General features: G+C 41.2%; 13 protein-coding genes and 1 pseudogene. 3 read left to right on the top strand and 11 right to left on the bottom strand.

Going from position 1 to position 19,007, the window contains the following annotated elements; all coding sequences use genetic code 11:
* Nucleotides 1-19: 19 nt before the first annotated feature.
* The 4 genes from CKW02_RS05335 to addB are packed head-to-tail and all read right to left on the bottom strand — an operon-like array spanning nt 20 to nt 11,802.
* Nucleotides 20-3,418 carry an AAA family ATPase gene (locus CKW02_RS05335; protein WP_003211722.1) on the bottom strand — a complete coding sequence of 1,133 codons (3,399 nt, stop codon included), beginning with the start codon at nt 3,416-3,418 and terminating at the stop codon, nt 20-22.
* A complete protein-coding gene (sbcD, locus tag CKW02_RS05330) occupies nt 3,415-4,590 on the bottom strand; it encodes an exonuclease subunit SbcD (protein ID WP_003210926.1) in 1,176 nt (391 codons plus the stop codon). The genes CKW02_RS05335 and sbcD overlap by 4 nt, the downstream gene beginning before the upstream one ends.
* A 26-nt stretch (nt 4,591-4,616) precedes the next feature.
* Nucleotides 4,617-8,315, bottom strand: coding sequence for a helicase-exonuclease AddAB subunit AddA (addA, locus tag CKW02_RS05325; RefSeq protein ID WP_003212309.1), 3,699 nt, complete (start codon nt 8,313-8,315; stop codon nt 4,617-4,619).
* Nucleotides 8,293-11,802 (bottom strand): helicase-exonuclease AddAB subunit AddB, encoded by a 3,510-nt coding sequence (gene addB, locus CKW02_RS05320; protein ID WP_003210760.1) that lies wholly within the window; start codon nt 11,800-11,802, stop codon nt 8,293-8,295. The genes addA and addB overlap by 23 nt, the downstream gene beginning before the upstream one ends.
* Nucleotides 11,803-11,967: 165 nt before the next feature.
* On the opposite strand from addB, the gene CKW02_RS05315 reads away from it, so the two are divergent.
* Entirely contained in the window at nt 11,968-12,414 is a 447-nt protein-coding gene (locus tag CKW02_RS05315) for a ferritin-like domain-containing protein (RefSeq protein WP_003211961.1), read from the top strand.
* Nucleotides 12,415-12,610: 196 nt separating this feature from the next.
* Here CKW02_RS05315 and CKW02_RS05310 read toward each other — a convergent pair whose 3' ends face one another.
* The 3 genes and pseudogenes from CKW02_RS05310 to CKW02_RS05300 all read right to left on the bottom strand — a co-directional run bounded on the left by CKW02_RS05310 (nt 12,611) and on the right by CKW02_RS05300 (nt 14,323).
* Nucleotides 12,611-13,021 carry a DoxX family protein gene (locus tag CKW02_RS05310; RefSeq protein WP_003211332.1) on the bottom strand — a complete coding sequence of 137 codons (411 nt, stop codon included), beginning with the start codon at nt 13,019-13,021 and terminating at the stop codon, nt 12,611-12,613.
* 55 nt (nt 13,022-13,076) lie between these two features.
* The gene (locus tag CKW02_RS05305) at nt 13,077-13,916 is read right to left on the bottom strand and encodes a M56 family metallopeptidase (protein WP_003212081.1); all 840 of its coding nucleotides are present in this window, start codon (nt 13,914-13,916) and stop codon (nt 13,077-13,079) included.
* Nucleotides 13,909-14,323 (bottom strand): annotated as a pseudogene (locus CKW02_RS05300) (BlaI/MecI/CopY family transcriptional regulator). Before CKW02_RS05300 ends, CKW02_RS05305 begins: the two are co-directional and overlap by 8 nt.
* Nucleotides 14,324-14,589: 266 nt before the next feature.
* Here CKW02_RS05300 and CKW02_RS05295 point away from each other — a divergent pair.
* On the top strand, nt 14,590-15,735 hold the full coding sequence (locus CKW02_RS05295; protein WP_003211629.1) for an AbrB family transcriptional regulator: 1,146 nt from the start codon (nt 14,590-14,592) through the stop codon (nt 15,733-15,735).
* A gap of 34 nt (nt 15,736-15,769) precedes the next feature.
* Here the strand turns inward: CKW02_RS05295 and lepB are convergent, their stop codons facing one another.
* Both lepB and CKW02_RS05285 read right to left on the bottom strand, forming a co-directional pair.
* The gene (lepB, locus tag CKW02_RS05290) at nt 15,770-16,282 is read right to left on the bottom strand and encodes a signal peptidase I (RefSeq protein WP_003212294.1); all 513 of its coding nucleotides are present in this window, start codon (nt 16,280-16,282) and stop codon (nt 15,770-15,772) included.
* A complete protein-coding gene (locus tag CKW02_RS05285) occupies nt 16,282-16,935 on the bottom strand; it encodes a TVP38/TMEM64 family protein (RefSeq protein WP_050782661.1) in 654 nt (217 codons plus the stop codon). Before CKW02_RS05285 ends, lepB begins: the two co-directional genes overlap by 1 nt.
* 116 nt (nt 16,936-17,051) lie before the next feature.
* Here CKW02_RS05285 and CKW02_RS05280 point away from each other — a divergent pair, with 116 nt between their 5' ends.
* Complete coding sequence (locus CKW02_RS05280; protein WP_003210969.1) at nt 17,052-17,414, top strand: YhjD family protein; 363 nt, start codon at nt 17,052-17,054, stop codon at nt 17,412-17,414.
* 68 nt (nt 17,415-17,482) lie between these two features.
* Here the strand turns inward: CKW02_RS05280 and CKW02_RS05275 are convergent, their stop codons facing one another.
* Both CKW02_RS05275 and CKW02_RS05270 read right to left on the bottom strand, forming a co-directional pair.
* Nucleotides 17,483-18,439 (bottom strand): LCP family protein, encoded by a 957-nt coding sequence (locus CKW02_RS05275; protein WP_003212446.1) that lies wholly within the window; start codon nt 18,437-18,439, stop codon nt 17,483-17,485.
* A 257-nt stretch (nt 18,440-18,696) separates the two neighbouring features.
* Nucleotides 18,697-18,972, bottom strand: a complete 276-nt coding sequence (locus CKW02_RS05270) for a barstar family protein (RefSeq protein WP_003212313.1) — start codon at nt 18,970-18,972, stop codon at nt 18,697-18,699.
* Between the last annotated feature and the right edge of the window lie 35 nt (nt 18,973-19,007).

Genomic DNA, 19,007 nt, shown 5'->3' with positions numbered 1-19,007 from the left:
CCTGTTATCACCTCAACATTTACATTAATTCCATTGAGACCGTTGTCCCTTTCCCGCTTGGATCTGCTGGATGGACAATCAGTTTCTTCGGTAGTCTCATTTTCAATTCTTCCACGTGGCTAATAACACCAACTGCTAAATTGTGAGACTGTAGCTTCTCTAATGCGGTAATGACCGTATCAAGCAAGTCTTGATCGAGCGTACCGAATCCTTCATCAAGGAAAAAGAATTGCAGCGGGAATTCACCTCTCAGCTGAATTTGTGCAGAAAGAGCAAGCGCCAGCGCCAGCGATGTCAAGAAAGTTTCCCCGCCGGACAAGCTGGACACAGGACGCCTGACACCTCCATTTGCATCATCACGCATAACAAAGCCGCCTTCTGAGTCGACCTCAATCGCATATCTTTGTCTCGTCAACATACCTAAGCGGGCGGATGCATCACGACTGACACTTTCCAGCTGTTCTTCTGCTAAAAATTCAACAAACGTATTCCCTTTAAAAACAGTTTGCAGTTTATCAAGGCGATCAATTTCTTCCTGCAGTGCTTCCAATCGTTCGTGAATACTTGCAAAGCGCTGATGATTCTCTTCAATCACACGCAGGTGTTCATGTGCGGACCCACTCATTGCTGTCGCTTCTTCCAATGCTTTTTCAGCTGCAGCTTTTCTGTGCTGAATGTCCGTCCACTGCTTTTCATCCAGTGACTCTTCTTTCAGTAATTCAGAAATTCGCTTTAAGTTTGCGGCACATTCCTTTCTTTTATCCTCAAACTCCTCAATTTCCTGTTTGACCGATTGACGTACTGGCTGTTCCATTGAAACAGACTCAATTTCCTGCGGCATATGAAAAGGAGAAGATGCTGCTTCTTTTTCCCATGCTGCGTCTGCTTCTTGTTTTCGCCTGTTCGCCTCTTGAAGCTGACGCTCACTGCTTGAAAAATGACTTTGCGCTTCACTAAACAACTGCTGCGCGTACTGCAATTGCTTGTACGATTGCTGCTCTTTCTCATTAAGAAGAGAAAGGGTGTGTTCAACCTCTATAAGTTCATCAGAAATAGAGGCAGCTTTTAATGGATATCGGCCTAAATCTGTTTCATATTGTTGGATAAGCTGCTGCTGACTTTCTAACTGATGCGCTAGTTTATCAAGTTCTTTCTCGACATTGTATATCACTGTCTGCAGCTGCTCTTTTGCTAGCTGTTTTTCTTCCAAAAACGTAATGCTTTTCTCAATACGTTCTTTATAGCCTTCCGCTTGTTGGTCCTTTTCATCGATTTGCTTTTGCATTTCTTGTACTTGATTCAATGTAAGATGCGGGAAGGTCTGTTCAAATTGAGTCGTTTGCTCTGAAAGCTCAGCATCAAACTCTTTGATCAGCACCTCTAATTCTTCGATGCGCTGCTGTTCAAAAGTCATTTGCTCTTTTATCTTGCTCATCTCTGCTACTTGATCATGCGTTTCATCCATTAAACGAGCTCGTTTATGTTCAACTTCTTGAGTATCCTGTTTTATGCCTTTCCATTCTTGCACCAGACCCTGCAAAGACTGCGGATTTTGTACCGTTTTTTCTACTGCTGCAGCGACTTCCGCCCCATGGGCTTTCTGAGATAAGAAAGCGAATTGTTTCACTAATTGATTGGCATGCGTTTCGAGGAGCTGCTTTGCGGCATACATGTCTCTCCCATACTCTTCTGCCTGCTTGAGCTCTTTGTCCATCCGTTGAATGACTTCATCGACTTGTGCCACGGTTTCTTCATGGTCCTTGGATTCCAAAGCCTTTGGATCATGATGAATTGAGCCACAAACCGGACATGGCTCACCTTCTACTAGCTCTGCCGCTAATTCTTTTCTTAATTCTGCCGCCCTTACCGCATCACGCTGCTTTAATTTTTCGAGTTTCTGTTGTTGTTCTTTTTGACTCCATTCTGTCAGAGCTCGTTCGAGTTCACATACATAAAAATAGAGGTGTTCAATTGCTTGAAACGATTGGTCTATTTTTTCATGATGGTCGTTTTGCTGCTTTTGAAGCTTTTCATATGCTTCTGATGTCTGTGAGGCTCGCTTGTTGAGCTCCTCCAGCCTTTGCTTTTCCTTTTGAATGCTGAGGTTTATTCTTTCAACATTTTCACTTAAACGTAAAGCATCCTGTACACTTTTGCGTTCTTTAACTGATACTTGTAACTGCTCCAGCTCATGCTTCAGCTGTGTTTGTTTCGTTAGTGCACGCTCTAATAGAGATTGGAGATTCTCCGCTTCTTTCTTCTTTTGGAGGAGCTGCTGCGCTTTTTCATTTTTTTGGCGCTCTATGCTCGTCTTTTCCTGAAAAGCTGCCTCTTTTTTACGTTCAATTTCTTTTAGCTGAATCAGCTGTTCTTTCTTTTGGAGAAGGTCTGGCTCTGTCTCTATTTTCTTTTGCCGGGCTTGCTCATACTCCCGCGCCATTTGATCATAGATCGTTCGTTGATGCAGCAGCTGCTTTTCTGCTTCCTCTTTCTCTTTCGATGCTTGAGAAAGCTGTTTTTCAGCCTTTGTCAATGCATCCGCATAGGGCTTTAGCGTCTCTGCCTGCTCTGCGATATGGAGCTTCGTCTTTTTCTCTTCTATTGATGGTGCCAGTAAATTCAGCTTGTTTTGTTCAGTCTCGTAAGCTTCTTGTTCCTTTTGATACTGCCAGATCGCTTGCGCCTTTGTAAAAGCAGTGAACGCTTCGTCCCGCGCTTGTTTTTTCTCATGAAAAATAGCCTTTGCCTGCTCAGCTGCTTCCTTTGCTTTTGCCAGCGCCTCTGGACCAGCTTCTCCTAAACCATTCAGTTCAGCTAGCAGTTCATTTTTTTGCCCATAATGCTTTTGAGCCTTTGCACGCAATCGCTTGACGAGTTGATCTCCATATTTCTCCAAGTTAAACAACCGCTGAAGCATTTGACGTCTGTCTGCCCCTTTGAGGGAGAGAAATTCTGCAAACTTCCCTTGAGGTAAGACAACCGCACGGGTAAAGTCATCAATGGTTAATCCGAGTAGTTCTTCTACTTTACGATTCACCTCACTCGCTTTATCTGCGAGAACTGTCTGCGTATCACCGATTTCAATTAGGCGGCATAATGTCGTTCTGACTTTCATTTCATCCGCTCGTTTGAAAGCACGTTCAACTTTATAAGAAATGTGGTGTTCCTTTTGCAAAGCAAATGTAAAGGAAACCGACAGCTTTTCTTCCGCTTGGTTCAAAATACCATGTGTATTATTTAACGCACGCTCCACTTTGCCATAGAGTGCCAGTGTCATGGCGTCTAATATGGAAGACTTTCCACTTCCTGTCGGTCCAAATATGCCAAACACACCCGCATCACATAATGAGCTAAAGTCAATTATTTGTTCTTCTCTGAAGCTATGAAGTCCTTTAATGGTCAGCGTAATCGGCTTCAAGTCGCTTCCTCCTCTTGCATATCATTGGCTAGCTCTAAAAACAGTTTGACTGTTTTTTCATCAGGCAGACCGCCACCTGTCTGGCGCTCATAAAACTTCACGAACCTCTCTTCGATCGAGAGTTTTTCCACTTGCTTTTGCTCTTCTATTTGCTGTAGTTCTTTGAACTTTGGACGAATGTGAACAAACCCGTTATGCTGCTTTCGGAGCTGATGAATCTCTTCAATAGAGAGCTGGTCTGTTAAATGAATCTCTAGATCAATCCACGCCTGAAGATCCCGTTTTTCATCCAGCCACTCGTACACTTGACTCAGTCCCTCAGTCGCCTTCCATTTCATAAGTGGTTTTCCGCTTGATAAAAACACTTCTTTCCAGCTCGCTTTTTCATTCGGTTTTGCCTCTACAATTGTGACTGATTTGGCGTAGCCTGATTCAGAAAAGCTATAAGCAAGAGGTGATCCAGAATAACGAGCAATCGTTTTGGCACGTTTGATCGTTTGCGGCCTGTGCAAATGACCAAGTGCAACATAGCAAGCTGCTTCTGGCAGGCTTTCAGCCGCAACGGTATAGGCGCCGCCTACTTCAATCGGTCTTTCTGAATCTGTTTGACTTCCTCCTGCCACATAAATGTGGCTTGTTGCCATATTGACTGTATCCGGTTGAAATTGAGTACTTAAATGTTGAAACGCTTGTTGAATCTTTAAATTGTAATGATCACGAAGCAATTTCTCTTCAAATGTTTCAGCTAGCACCTCATTTAGTCTCGCCTCAGACGGATAAGCGAGTGCTGCAATGGATAAACGTTCATCCGCAGAAGGAACATCGACACGGATGATGTCATTTGTCGGATATCCAATTAAATGAATCCCTTGATCATTTGTTAAAGGAGATGCAGCTGATAAGCGATCCGGATTATCGTGGTTGCCTGAAATGACCACTACCTGCCGTTTTCCTTTATCAGATAAGGCAGATAGACTTTCATAAAAAAGCTGCTCTGCTCTAGCAGGCGGATTCACTGTATCAAAGGCATCACCGGCCATCACAATGACATCAATGTGTTCGTCTTTCACGATTTGATACAGTTCATCTAAAAACTGTGCTTGCTCATCAAGCCGGCTTCGACCTTCAAGGGTTTTCCCTAAATGCCAATCCGCTGTATGCAGAATCCTCATGTGATTCACCTCTCATTCCGAACCATTTATAAAGAGATTTCTAAATTCCCATCGAAGAAATAGAGAATTTTCTCCTCTAATGTTCTGTTTGTCAAACGCTCTACAGCTTTTGCATATAACGCTATTTGGGTTTCATAACGCTTTTTCAAGATCGGTTCAGCAGCGTCAACTGTATATCTGCCTTGTACTCTATCAGTTTTATAATCTAGTAAATATAGCTTTCCATCTGTTTCAAATAAACAGTCAATCATTCCTTGAATCAGAACAGGCTCTCCCTCAGTATCAATATGACTGTATACCTCTTTAACAGGTAACACCAAACTAAATGACACCTCTCGTTTCACCCAGTCCGCTTTTAGCAATTTTTGACCAATTGAAGTAGAGAAGAAAGCAGCAATTCCTTCTTGATTAATTGACTGGATCTGCTCATCTGTTAGCAAGTCTCGCTGCTGTAAGGATTCGAGCAGGTGTCCTATACGTGATTCATCATAGGGCTCCTCAGAAGGAAGCGGGATATGCTGCATCACTGTATGCATTGCGGTGCCTTGTTCTGCGGCAGTGAGTGTTTTCTTCTTCATGAAAGCTGGCCGGTCATACAATGTTGCACGAGCTTTTCGAATAGAAGAAGGAACACTGTACTCATCCTGTATTTCTTTCATTCTTTTTATCTCGGAAACAGACTGCTTTGTGCCGACTTGCGAGGCCGCTAGATACGGATATTTCCATGAGAGTCTCTCTGCCACCTTCTCATCAGCATCACCATATCCTTCAACAGGTAGACCATCGATCAATGCTTGTACAATCTCGTCTTGCTCCTTTTTTTCAAGTGACATATCTTCCTTTAAAAGATCAGAAGCTTGCGTAAATGAGATAGTGAATGTAGACGGATGCGAAAGAACAATATCTCCTGTTTCTTCTAAAACAGATGACATCGCTTGATGACGGATAAGGGCAGGGCCAATGAAATCTAAGTATGTTTTCGATTGATACCGTTCAAAATCAGGGAGCAGCCACTCTTCTCCGGTTGCGGCATTTTGCCATTTGCTTAATGCTTTCACCTGATTTTTGACAGAGCCGACTAGAAATAATTTTTCTTTAGCCCTTGTGAGCGCTACATATAGGACCCTTAATTCTTCAGATAACAACTCTGTTCTCATCTTTTTTTTCATCGCCACAAGCGGTAATGTCGCATAACTAATTCTCAGCTCAGGATGGATGTACTTGCTTCCAAAGCCTAGTTCTTTATCAAGTAAATAAGACTGGTTTAAGTCCATCATATTAAAGTTTCTGCCGAGCCCTGCGGTAAAGACGACTGGAAATTCTAATCCTTTACTGCTGTGGATCGTCATCATGCGCACAACGTCCTCTGTTTCACTGAACGTTTTTGCTGCACCAAGATCATCCCCACGCTCCTGCATTCTTTCAATAAAACGAAGGAATCGGAATAGCCCTCTAAAGGCAGCTTTTTCGTATTGCTTAGCCCGGTCATAAAGGGCACGAAGATTTGCCTGTCGCTGCTTACCTCCAGGCATTCCGCCAACATAATCAAGATACTGCGTATCACGGTAGACTTCCCAAATTAATTCTGCCACCGAATGATTGATAGAAAAATCACGCCACTTGCGCAGTAATTGGAAAAATCGCTCTAGTTTTTTGCATGTAGGGTGATCAGAATGCGTCACACTCATGAATGCCTTTACAGCATCATAATACGTGCCTTTTTTATCACTCGTTCGAATCAGAGCCAATTCATTTTCGTCTAAATGAACAATAGGTGATCTTAAAACAGCAGCAAGCGGGATATCCTGATATGGATTATCGATGACTTTTAACAATGAAAGAATGACAGACACCTCTGTTGCTTCAAAATAACCAGAGGAAAGATTCGCATATACAGGGATTCCCTGCTTCTTTAATTCCTCCATCATTTGTGGAGCCCAAGGCATAGACCGAAGCAAAATGACAATGTCACGATACTGCAAATTACGGGTCATTTGCTGCTTTGCATCGTACACTTGAAATGGCTGCTCCACTAATTCTTTTATTTTTTTAGCAATGATTCTCGCTTCAAATTGGACGGTCTCGAGCTCTTCTCGCTCTTCGCCGGTTTCTGCTTCCTGCTGATCTAAGTGGACAAGAAGCATTTCTGTCGTTGTATCTTTGCTTTCTGGATAACTCGCTCCAAGCTTTAATTCAGCTTGTTCATCATATTCAATTTCTCCCACTGTTTCCCCCATCAGCTGCTTGAACAAAAAGTTCGTACTATCTAAAACATCTGAACGGCTACGGAAGTTTTTATTTAAATCGATTCTCTTCCCTGTTTCTTTGCCGTCTGGTTGAAAGTGTTTATATTTGTTTAAAAAGAGCATAGGCTCTGCCAGCCTAAAACGATAAATTGACTGCTTTACATCACCAACCATAAACAGATTGCCCTCTGCAGAATGTTTCCCCTTAGATACAAGCTTTAAAATCGTTTCTTGTACAAGGTTTGTATCCTGGTATTCATCAACGAGCACTTCTTCAAACTGCTGTTGATAGTATTTGGCAGCTTCTGTTTCGATCAAATGTCCTTCTGCATCCTGCTCCGCTAAAATGCGTAAGCAATAGTGCTCTAAATCCGAAAAGTCGACAATTGACTTTTCCTGCTTCGCTCTTTCGAAACGCTCACCAAATTGGATCACAAGCTCTACAAGCGTCTCCACAACTGGCTTCATTTCAGCTAAGCTTTTTAAATGTTGGGCAGGACTGCGCATGAAGTATTCATCTTTTAGTTTTTCTAATTGTTTTTTTGCTTGATTACGTGCATCTGTGGATTTTTCTAAGAGAGCAGGGTCATATTCGTCCCCTTTGCACGTTTTGAGCCTTTTAAAATTGACGTTCGGCAAAAGCTCATAAAGCTTCTCAAAATCATCTTGATGACGGATTAATTCATTGACTTGCTCTAAATCATCTATAAAATTCTCTGCTCTCGGTGCTGGGCCGCCCGGTTCTTTTGATAGCGAAAGAGCTCGTTCAAGCAGCTCCTGGCAGCTCCGGAGAACGAGAGAAAGATCTTCTTTGATATATGGATAAAACGGTAATTCTTCTACTTTTGTTTGAGCATCTACATCATAAAGTGAAAGAAATGCCCGCATCCATTGCTCCGGAGAAGGATGAGATCTCGAAAACTCATAAATTCTCTTCACGAGCCATTGCAAATCTAAGTCGTGACGGTCAGATGTATAACGATCAACCAATTCAAAGAATGATGGCTTTCCAGCCTTATATTCATCCTCAAACAGTTCGTCTAACACTTCATCTCCTAATAATTCTCCTTCTGTTTGGTCAGCCAAACGAAAGCCTGGATCAAGATCAATTTCATAGTAAAAGGTGCGCAAAACCTGCAAGCAAAAGGAGTGCAAGGTTGAAATATTGGCTCGATTCATGAGGGACAGCTGCCTTCTCATATGAAGAGACCCAGGGTTTTTGGCTAATTCTTTTTCAAGTGCTTCTGTGATCCGATGCTTCATCTCTGCCGCAGAAGCATTTGTGAAAGTCACAACGAGCAGACGATCCACATCAACTGGATGTTCAGGCCGGGTCATTTTTCGAATCAGGCGTTCAACCAAAACAGCTGTTTTACCTGACCCTGCCGCCGCCGCAACCAAGATATCTTGTCCTTCTGAAACGATGGCTTCCCACTGGTCATCCGTCCACGTACTGTTATTCGGTTTTGGTATTTGCATACTGATCCCCTTCTTTTTTGATCCGTTCTATCACAACATCATCCTTTTCAGAGGTGAGCACCCTAAAATCATTATCTTCTATTGATTCATCGAATTGGCAAATAGACTTGAATGAACAAAAGCGGCAAGGTGTTTGATCCTTTAATTTATATGGATTAATTGCGACCTCTCCATTTGTAATTCTTTCGCCTGCTTCTTCAAATGTGCGCCGAACGTGTTGTGTGAGTATATGGAAATGATCTTCACTTAAAACTGCCGAATCAGAACGGAAAGACCCATCCTTTTTCAAACCGGCTTGAATGACTTGCGATCTACCTGAATCAAGCGTTTGATCCATTAGCTTTACTGCTTCCACATCTTCAAGCAATAAACCCTTCATTTTAAATTTCTTGAAGATTTCCTGCTCAATTTCATCCTCTGCAAGTGGAATCGGTGCTTGAATGAGCGGATCATGAATATGGAAATATAAAATGCCAGCAGGCGTTGCTTCTACGCCGAGCCACTCTTTCGAATACGTAATGGTTAGGTCTAAGTATGTGAGCATTTGCAAGGCAAGACCATAGTATACTTCTGCTAGGTCAAGACCTTTCTCACTGGATTTGTAATCGACGATTCTTAAAAGCAGCCCTTTTGAACCTTCTGCCTTATCTACCCTGTCAATCCTTCCGACAAGCTCCATCGTGCAGCCATTCTTTAATTGAAAAGTAAACGGCGGCAAAGGCCCTTGACCTCCAAAACCTAACTCAAGCCCTACCGGAGAAAATCCACTCAATTTGGCATGTTCACTTAATATAGAAGAGACTCGAATCAAGATTTTCTGAAGCTTTTCTTTAATATAAGCATGCCGATTAGAGCTTAATAGAATTTCCTTTTGAAGACGCGGAGCAAGCTGTTCGATTGCATGTCTTGAATAGGTGACACAATCTTCCTTCGTTAGGTTTTTCCAATCCTTTTTTTGTTCAACTAGCGTATCTGAAATATGCTTCAAAGCCGAGTGAAACAATTGGCCGATATCGGGTGCTTCCAATTTGTAAAATTGTCGATCCTTTAGTTTTAAACCGTGGGAAGCAAAGTGAGAGAATGCACACGCATTGAACTTCTCCATTCTTGAAACACTGCCCTGAATATGGTCACCGTAAAGCTCTTTTGTGACATTAGGCTTTAATGGCTTCGCTCGATTTGTAAAGAACAAGCTTGACATGATGTTTTTTGATACATCCCGATGAGGAGATGTCATTAAGTAGTTATAGACACTCCACCATACACCGCTGATGGGATATTGATTGAGCCATTGCTGCAGCTGTGAGATGGTATACGACAACGAAACATGCTCATTCGCTACAAATTTTAATTGCTCATCGTCTTCCAGCTGTTCTGGATCTAACACATAAAGAGCCTGCTGATGATTTGGCATAAGCTCTTGGCAATACTTGATGAGTGTCGAAGGCAATAGAGAACGTCCTTCTGCATCAGAAGCCGCATAGGATAGATACAAATGATGGGATGGACTTGATAACGCTTGGTAAATTAAAAATTGCTCATCTAGCAGCCGTTCCTTTCCTGTCTCTGCTAGCTCTGCTCCTGCTCGTTTTAACCATTCTCGGTCATCCTCAGACAATACACTCTCATCAGAGGGACGTGCGGGAATAACGCCATCATTTACACCAATGATAAACGTACACTTCACTTGATACATTCTGGATAAATCCATACTTCCAATAAATACTTGGTCGAGTGAAGGCGGAATCAAAGCGAATTTTAGAGAAGCTAACCCTGTATCTATCATCTGTTGGAATAAGGGAAATGAGAGCTCTTCGTCACCTAGCATGTCAACAAATTCATCCATTAATTGAATCACCGCATCCCATACTTGCCCGTGCTGCATTGCTTCAGCTAATCGACCTGCTTCTTCAGCCTCAAGCCTCGCTTTTTCAAGCTTATCTGGTACTTGTATCTCTTCTAAAAAGACATAGACAGCCTCTACCATGTCCCTTACCTTTTGCGCTTTTTTGAGCCTTTTCTGCAACTGGTAAAGCGGGGACGCGATCCATTCTTTGACGTCATTTAGCATTTGTTCCATTTCAATTTCTTGATCTGTTTGTCCGAAATCCTCATCTAATGATTGGAAACGCCTGTAATGAAACCGGGAACCGTTTGTCCAGCGCTCTCCTTTTACACCATAAGCAATGCAATAGTTTTCAAGCTGATCTGCCTGCTCTCTCGCTTTGTTCTTAGTGATTTCAAGCGGAAATAAGAACTCTGTTTTCACGCAGCGAAATACCGCTTCATACCGCCAATTTCCTTTTATGACATCCAAGCTCGAACGAATTAATTCAATGAGCGGATGATACTGCATCGATTCATTTCCATCAATAAAAAAAGGAATATCGTAATCTCGAAAAACCTCTTTTAACGTATCTTTATAGTCATCTACATGCCGTGCTACAATCGAGATATCTCGCAGTCTGAGTCCTTTTTCTCTCACTAAATCAAGGATATCTCTCGCTACTCCCTCAATTTCAGCTCGTTTATTTGCACTTTTAGACACTGTGAGATGAGGGGTGTTTTCCTGATATGGCTGAACGGGCCGATGCTCATATTGGTGTTCTAAATAAGCAAGATCTGGTGTATAAAGGTGCCGATGATTTCTTTCAAAAATATTTTCAGAAATGTCAGCTCCGCACTCTTTAGCAAGCTGATAGAGCTGGAAATACGTTTTACCTGTCATACGAAATAAATCAAGTTCATTTGGCTGCCTATCATGATAGGATCGATCTACTGTGAAAGCCGCAGTTATTTTTGCTGCATACAGCAAGAGCTGTTCGATGACAAGAAGCTGCTGCGGTGTAAATTGATAAAAACCATCTATATAGATGTGTGCTCCTTTTATTTCTTCAGCTGAAGGAATTTGCTGGGAAAGAAGAGTCAAATAGTCTTCTGAGTGCACATATTCATCTTGTAAATGCTGCTCCATCTGCTGATAAAGAACATGGAGATCATGCAATTTTTCGGCTGCCCGTCTTTCTTCTGTATACTCTGAATGCATGCTAGACGCTGAAATCTTCTCAATATCCTCTGGCAGCATACAGTATCTTTTGAATTCAGCCATCGTTTTTTCGATTTGCTCCACAAACCCCGGCTTATCACTCGCTTTTTTGAATACTTTAAACTTGTCTTTCTGCTCTTCAATCACTTTTCTTAAAAGCATTTGAATTCCTGTGCTTGTCACAAATTGCCGATTCGCTCCACCAGTCTGCTGTAAAATCGACCAAGCAAGACGAGTGAAACTAAATACTTTAGCTCTGATCATTCCACCAGCTTCAGACGTTTTCGCAAGCTCATATTCCATTAAAAATGTCATTTGATCCGGGACTAAAAAAATGATTGGCGGACCCAACGGATCAAGTCGAAGCTGTTCTTTGATTTCCTCTAAGATTGCAGTCGTTTTTCCACTCCCCGATCTGCCTGCTAAAAACTGAATCTCCACGTTCCACAACACCTTTCTTATGTACTCATATTCTAGCGAAATTAAAGGTAAATAGCTATTTTCCGATCACGTTCCCATTCTCCTTTCTGAAAAAAGACATAGGCACCTTTCCTCACTCTTTTCATATCATAAACCATCATGAACTAAAAGGAGGCTGGCAATATCATGTATTACGGTTACTATGACTACTCGCCTTATGACATGCGCCAAAACACAAGGATCATTTCAGACCTTGAGAAAGCGATTAATGGTGAGTATTCTGCGATCCAATGCTACGAAAAACTTGCCCAAAAGGCAAAAAATCCTGAAGCAAAAAAGATCATTCAAGAAATACGCCAGGATGAAGTCAGACACTATCAACTATTTTCAAAGCTATATTATTCTTTAACAGGTAAAAACCACAAACCAAGCGTAACAGAACCTTGTCCAGACCAATTCAGAGAAGGACTTATGTTTGCCTTTAAAGATGAACAAAAAACGGTCGATTTTTACTTAAGCGTATCAGACTATGTCCGGGATCAAGGAACAAAAGAGCTAATGAAACGTATCGCTCAAGATGAGCAGCAGCATGCTGTATGGTTTTTATATCTTTTAACGCACCATGTATCATAGATAGTCCTATTTTAATAGGAGATCGTATGTTCCGTCAAAAAATGAAATCGATTTTTCGTTCATTCAATCTATTAAAGAAAGCGCTAAATGTAGCAAAGCCTCACATCCCTTCCTTATTTTCAAACGAGAAAATGAGAATTTGACCATTAAAAAACTCCTCTGCCCAAAATAGCAGAAGGAGTTTTTTCATGATCTTTTAATGAAATTTTGCTTCATTGCTTTGCTGCTGATGCTTGAGTATCCCATCAATTGACAACAGCTTACTGCCGCTAAGAGTCAAATAAAGCGCCATGACGAGCAGCGAAAGTTCAAATTCATAGCCACCAACAAATCCTTTAGAAAAACCAACAGTGATAATCGCTACAGCCATAATTGGTACAAATAATGCTGCGAAAATACGTGTTCCTAGACCTAAAATCAAGGCAATACCACCGACTAGCTCAATTGTCTTTACAATATATGCCATAAATTCAGGTACACCGATTTGTCCGAAGAATGCTGCTGTGCCTCCCAGCCCTCCTTGATATGCCTGAAGCCCATGTAAAAAGAAAATAATACCTAAAATAACGCGTACAAAAAGTGTTCCTATTTCTTGATTTGTTTTCATATAGTGATTTCCTCCTGTTTTTACACTACATAATGTAATGTTAATAAGTAAAAAATTAGTAATTAAGGTTGAGCATAATCATCAAGATCACCATCAGAATGGCTGAAGTGACGATTGGAATCATTGGTACATTAAAAGGAATATTGTAAGTTGGATTTAAGATTTTTTGTATTCTTAAATTCAATGCCCGATCCCCAAAGGACACCGCAAACTTTGTTTGTTTTTGAAACTGGGTTCTTTTTTTAACCAGTTTCAAAAGGGCCTGCCCTACTCCAAGCTCAGTGCCTGTCTTCTGAATGGCATAGTCATCTGCAATCACTTCACGAAAAACAGAGTAGCTTTGTCTCATATGCTTTAACACTGGAATGTACCAAATGACTTTTGTGAGCATTGAGAACATGAAAGCCTTTAAAGGATCATAGCTGTATTTGTGATGCAATTCGTGATGAACTACAGCGTCAATCTCTTCTTCATCCAGCATGTCCATGAGAGCTGTTGATAAATAAACCTTTGGGTGAAGCATCCCCATTGCAAAAGCAATCGGTTCATGACAATGAAACACGATGATGTCATTAGCATATTTCTCAGATAAAGATTCGGTCGACTGGTGATCGACTGCAAGCATCAGATTTTGCTTGAATTGAATGTACTTTTTGATTTGTTTCGTCATATAAAAAATCGCAAAACCCAATGTGTAGAGGACTAAGGCATCCAGAAAGTATTTTAAAGGAGTGAATCCATAGAATTCGAGCACAGACTGGCATACATGGATCAGGTTATATGCTTGATTCCAGCCAAAAAAGCTTGAAAGCACGTAATACCCCATCTGATAAAAAATGGCTAAACCAATCAATATACCGCCTGAAAACAGCAGACTCGACTTCATTTTATTCATTTTGCTGCTCCTCTTTTTTAGATGCTAGCCGTGCTTCTAGTACTTTGAGTAATTCAGGATCAGCACTTTCAATCGCATCCACCATATGATTCACTGCCAGTGGACCGAAATCATCCATCAATCCTTGTGTAATCCATTTTGTTTGCTCATTTAGAAATTCTTCTTTTGTTAAAATAGGATTATAAATAGATGAGCGCCCTTTTGTTTTTTTCTCCACAATTCCTTTTTCGGTTAAGCACAGTCATCACGGTGTTGAAATTAATCGGCTTCTCATCTGACAGCTTTTGCTGGACCTCTTTAATCGGCATATCCTCACCTTCATAAAGGATCTCCATAATTCTTCCCTCTAAAGGACCAAAAAAACGATTCAATCCCTTTTCATTATATTTAAAAGAAGGAATTTTCATGTTATCACCTCACACTAAGCATTGTAGTGTAATTGAAAATGATAGTCAACCGATAACATAAATAGGGGAAAATCGTTGTATATAGACTTTGTTTTTGGTAAAAATGATATCTTTCTTTATAAAAATGTACTAATCATTTAGTGATAAGATAATCTTATGAAAATAGTGAAAAAATTCGTATTTTATTTATAGAGACTTTTGTATTATAGTGAAGTTAACAACATTTCACTTACTGAACAAACATATAGGAAGAAGGTTTACATGTGATGAAACAAGGAAACAGCCTTCGAACCGATCTCATTCTCATTGCGATAAGCGGTTTAGGTGGATTTCTTTTGTCTTTAACAGGTATGTCCATTGGCTGGATGGTAGGTACATTAATCACCGCAGCTTTTATTGCTATGCGCCGCCCCACCCTGTTTCAGCGTAAAGGAACTAGCACCTTACGTATTCACAGCAGATGGCTGCTCCTTGGTCAATTCATTCTCGGAATCGAACTCGGACAGAAAATGAATATGAAGGTCCTTCACATTTTCGCTGAAAATTGGCTCCCTGTGAGTTTCATGCTCGTCTTTTCTATTCTACTGGCGATGCTCTCAGGCTTTGTCTTATGGAAGCTGAGCAAAACAGATATGCTGACAAGCTTTGTCGGAACTGCCCCCGGCGGTTTATCCGCTATGCCGGGCATTGCCCAAGAGGTGGGAGCCAATACAGCTGTTGTGAGTCTCGTGCAAACGATACGTGTATTAATGGTTGTACTCACTATCCCATTTACAGTGTTTTATTTAAATACAAAAAACCAAGCGGATGTGGCTGTAGTTACGCAAGGGAGCGCTTTTTCTTCGGGTGTTTTCACCCTTTCAAACATCTCTTGGACCGCTGCGCTTATTTTAGGTGCCTGGCTCATGTCACGCCTAGCAGTTCGTCTTCATTTCCCTGCTCCTTGGCTGATCGGCAGCATGCTAGGCGTCGCAGCTCTTCAAGTTGGTGCGGGCGCACTCATAGGTTATGATTTGATTCCTTATTGGCCGGCACAAGCGAACATTGCGTCTCAAGTATTTCTAGGTGCAACCATCGGTTCAAAAATGAATAAAGAAATGTTTGTCGGGCTAAAAAACACTCTCATTGTGGCTGTCGTCAGCTCAGCTGGGCTAATTGCTGCGACTGTCCTCAGCTCTATTGCCATCGCTGAGATCACAGGTATTTCTGTCATTACAGCCATTCTTGCTTTTTCGCCTGGCGGTATTGCAGAGATGGCAACAACAGCAGTCACACTGCACGAGGATTCTACCTTTGTTGTGGCTGTACAAGTCGTCAGAATTATTCTCGTCATTGCAATGCTGCCACCGTTTTTCCGCTTCTTACATCACGTATGGGCAAAAAGGCAGCCTGATTATAAAGCCGCAAAATAAAAAGAGACGCTTTGCATGTGCAGAGCGCCTTTTTTTATTCGCTGGTATTTCTTTTAACACCGACAACTTGATCCTTTGAAATGGTGCCAAAATGCCGGCTGTCGAAGCTATGTATTCGGTTATCTCCGACCACAAAGTAATGATTGTTTTTGATTTTATCGTCTCCTGTGATGGCTTTCAGCTGAAAATCCCCTGTCAGAACGTTCCCCATTTTATGTTGTTTCTGCTTTTTTAAATAAGGTTCCTTCTTTTTTTCACCATCGACAAATAACTGATCATCTTCATACTTGATCGTTTCTCCTGGGAGTCCAATGACCCGCTTGATCAAGATTTGATTTTTAGGTCCGTGAAATAATACATAATCAAACCGGCTAATTTTCGTGAGTTTTGGCGAGAACTTATTGATTAATAATTCTGTTCCATCTGTAAAAGTTGGGTCCATACTAACCCCTTCTACTTTATATGTGACAAACATGAAATTCTTGACTTGGAACAATAAGACGATGCCTGTAATAATCATCAACCATAGCAATGGCTTCTTTTTCATTAAGAGCCTCCTTTGTCCTCACGTTTACTCATTCGAATGTTTAACCTATTTTCTACTCTCTTTCCAACATACCATAATACTGCAATAACTAGAACCGCAAAAATACTTCTTAACGGATTCTTAACTAAAGCAGAGAGGTCATAACCAATAAAACTAATGATAAAAAGCATGACACACTTACCAGATAAAGTAGCTAATGAGAATTGCCAAAAGCTAATTCTTGATAAACCTGCTACAACATTGACGGCAGCAGAGGGTGTGAAAGGAAAGCAAAGTAAAATAAATAATGGACCAAATCCCCGCTTCTCCACCCAAAGCATCAATTTTTTAATGGAAGGATGCCTGCTGATAAAGTTGAGCATTCTCATCTGTCCAAACTTTCTGATCAGTAAAAAGACAAGAATAGACCCTGCACTTGCGCCAATCCAGGTCAATAAAAATCCTTCCCAAAGGCCGAATGCATTTGCATTCGCTACAGCAAACGCAACGAGTGGTAAAAACGGAAGAAATGCTTCTATTAAAGGGAGCAATATGGCCACAATCGGTCCAAAGGCTTTGTAGCTCTCAAAAAATGATGTGATATTTTCGTGAGTAAATAGGGAAAGAAATGATGTCAACTTGTTTGACTCCTTCAAGGTTTGTCTACTTTTCATTTTACATGGAAAACATAAAAATATACAAATGAATCCCCCCCCCTTGAGATTATTTGACTCATTCGGTATAATAAATAAGAACATGTGTTCTATAAAGAAAGAAAGCAGGCTTGGACATGACGAGACTATCAAGAATACAGCTTCAGATGATGGAACAGGCCATCTTTCTTCCAATGGTCGTCTCCATCCTCAATCGTGATTTGACTCACTTAAAACAACATCAAACATTTAAACTAAATGAACCATACATTCAGCTTGTGACCTCCGCCTTAAAGGAAGCACAGAAAGCACTTTATGAACTAAAGCAGCATTTACGTAAAGAAAAAATGAAGGTACAGCAAATCGAACACGATGAAGGATTTACAACGTATCTATTTATCATGGATGGCTATGAAGAAAAACATAAATACTTTAATCCACGTATACGTCACCGGGTAGAGGAACTACTGACTCGGTATTTTCTTCATCAAGCGAATTGAATTGGCTTCATTGTCGCGCTTCCCCATTCAAAGCAAAAAGCCTGCCACAGCGGCAGGCTCCTTCTTATTTATGATAATTCAAGCTGTTCTCTCAGCTCTGTTCTCACTTCTTCTAATCCAGCGCCATCTAACTCAAAGTAATACACATTCCCAGGCTGATAATCATGACCCTTTAGCTGAATGGTATCTACTGATGTCAATGAGCTCAATAACGGGAAAAGACCGATAAACTGCTTCATGGACAGATTGGTTGAAACATTGTCACCAAGTGTATCAATGATGTTGTCATAGGATGGGATCGAAGAAATGGATTTAGATTTTTCAAAGATGGCTTGAAGTGCTTCCATTTGGCGCTTCCCGCGCATAAGGTCACTGTCTGCCTTTCTTGTTCTCACAAAGGCTAATGCTTCTTCACCATTTAACGTATGTGTTCCTGTTTGCACATGAACTTTCCCTTTTGAATCCTTTTCCATTTGTTTTGCGATACCTTCATCTTCAATCGTTACGTCAATTCCGTTTAGCTCATCTACAATGTCTTGAAACGCCTTAAAGTTCCCTGAAATCACATAGTCTACAGGAATGTTCAACAGGTTTTCGACCGTTTTGACTGACAAATCTGCACTCCCAAACGCATGGGCGTGGGCGATTTTATCATATCCTCTTCCCGGAATATCTACATAAGAATCACGAGGAATACTGAGGAGCTTGATGGTTTTCTCTGTTCGGTTCACAGCCGCCAGTAAGACCGCATCACTTCTTGCTTCGTCTACCGTTTCACCTGGACGGCTGTCAATTCCAAGCAGCAGGACCGAGAAGCTGTCCTTTCCTGGATCAAAAGCTTTCACACGCTTTTGCGAGGTGTCTCCTCTTTCTAATGACACTTGCGCCTTATTCGACGCTTTTGAAATTTTATAGTAGGCATATCCTGTCACAGATATTGCCATCACCATGACAAATGCCATGATAAACAGCACGACTTTCACCCAAGGTCTCAGCCTTCTTTTTGATCTTGTTTTCTCCTTCATCCTTTCCGAACCCTCACTCTATCTTAGTCTATCAATGTAGGTTCCACTATAACATATTTTAACGAAAGTTTCCTGCACGCAACATATTTTTATGAACCCACAATGAAAAACTTTTAAAACTCAGATAACTCAATCTTTTAATCTGCCGGTAGTGTTCTTTTTAAATGATTTCGCATAGTTAGCATTGTCTACATTCATATCATTGCAGGAGAAAATTCAGAAAAAAGCAGCCTCTAATGTCGGCTGCTTTTTCATCGTTATTGAATACTCACTTGAAATTGTCCCTTCAATTCCTCTTCTGCTTCTTGAAATAACTGCTTTACGCTTTCTGCATACTCGCCAAGAGCATCCTTGCTCGTGTCAAAATTCACCCATGTCAGCTCTACTGGCAGATTTACTTCTCCTGTCAAACAGTCCCATAGAGCATCAAGATTTTTCCCGTAATAGTCAGGAAGGTGTAAAACTTTTTTTAGTTGGTCATGAAGCTCTTCTTGCGACCTGCACGACGCGCCGTCCAGCTGCACTTTTTTCATGTCATCTTCCCCTCTCATGCCTTTATTTTAAACGA

Origin of the sequence: Bacillus pumilus (assembly GCF_900186955.1) — a bacterium.
In the GTDB taxonomy this organism is placed as follows: domain Bacteria; phylum Bacillota; class Bacilli; order Bacillales; family Bacillaceae; genus Bacillus; species Bacillus pumilus.
The sequence above is the reverse complement of the archived record's forward strand: the minus strand, read 5'-3'. Positions and strand labels throughout refer to the sequence as shown.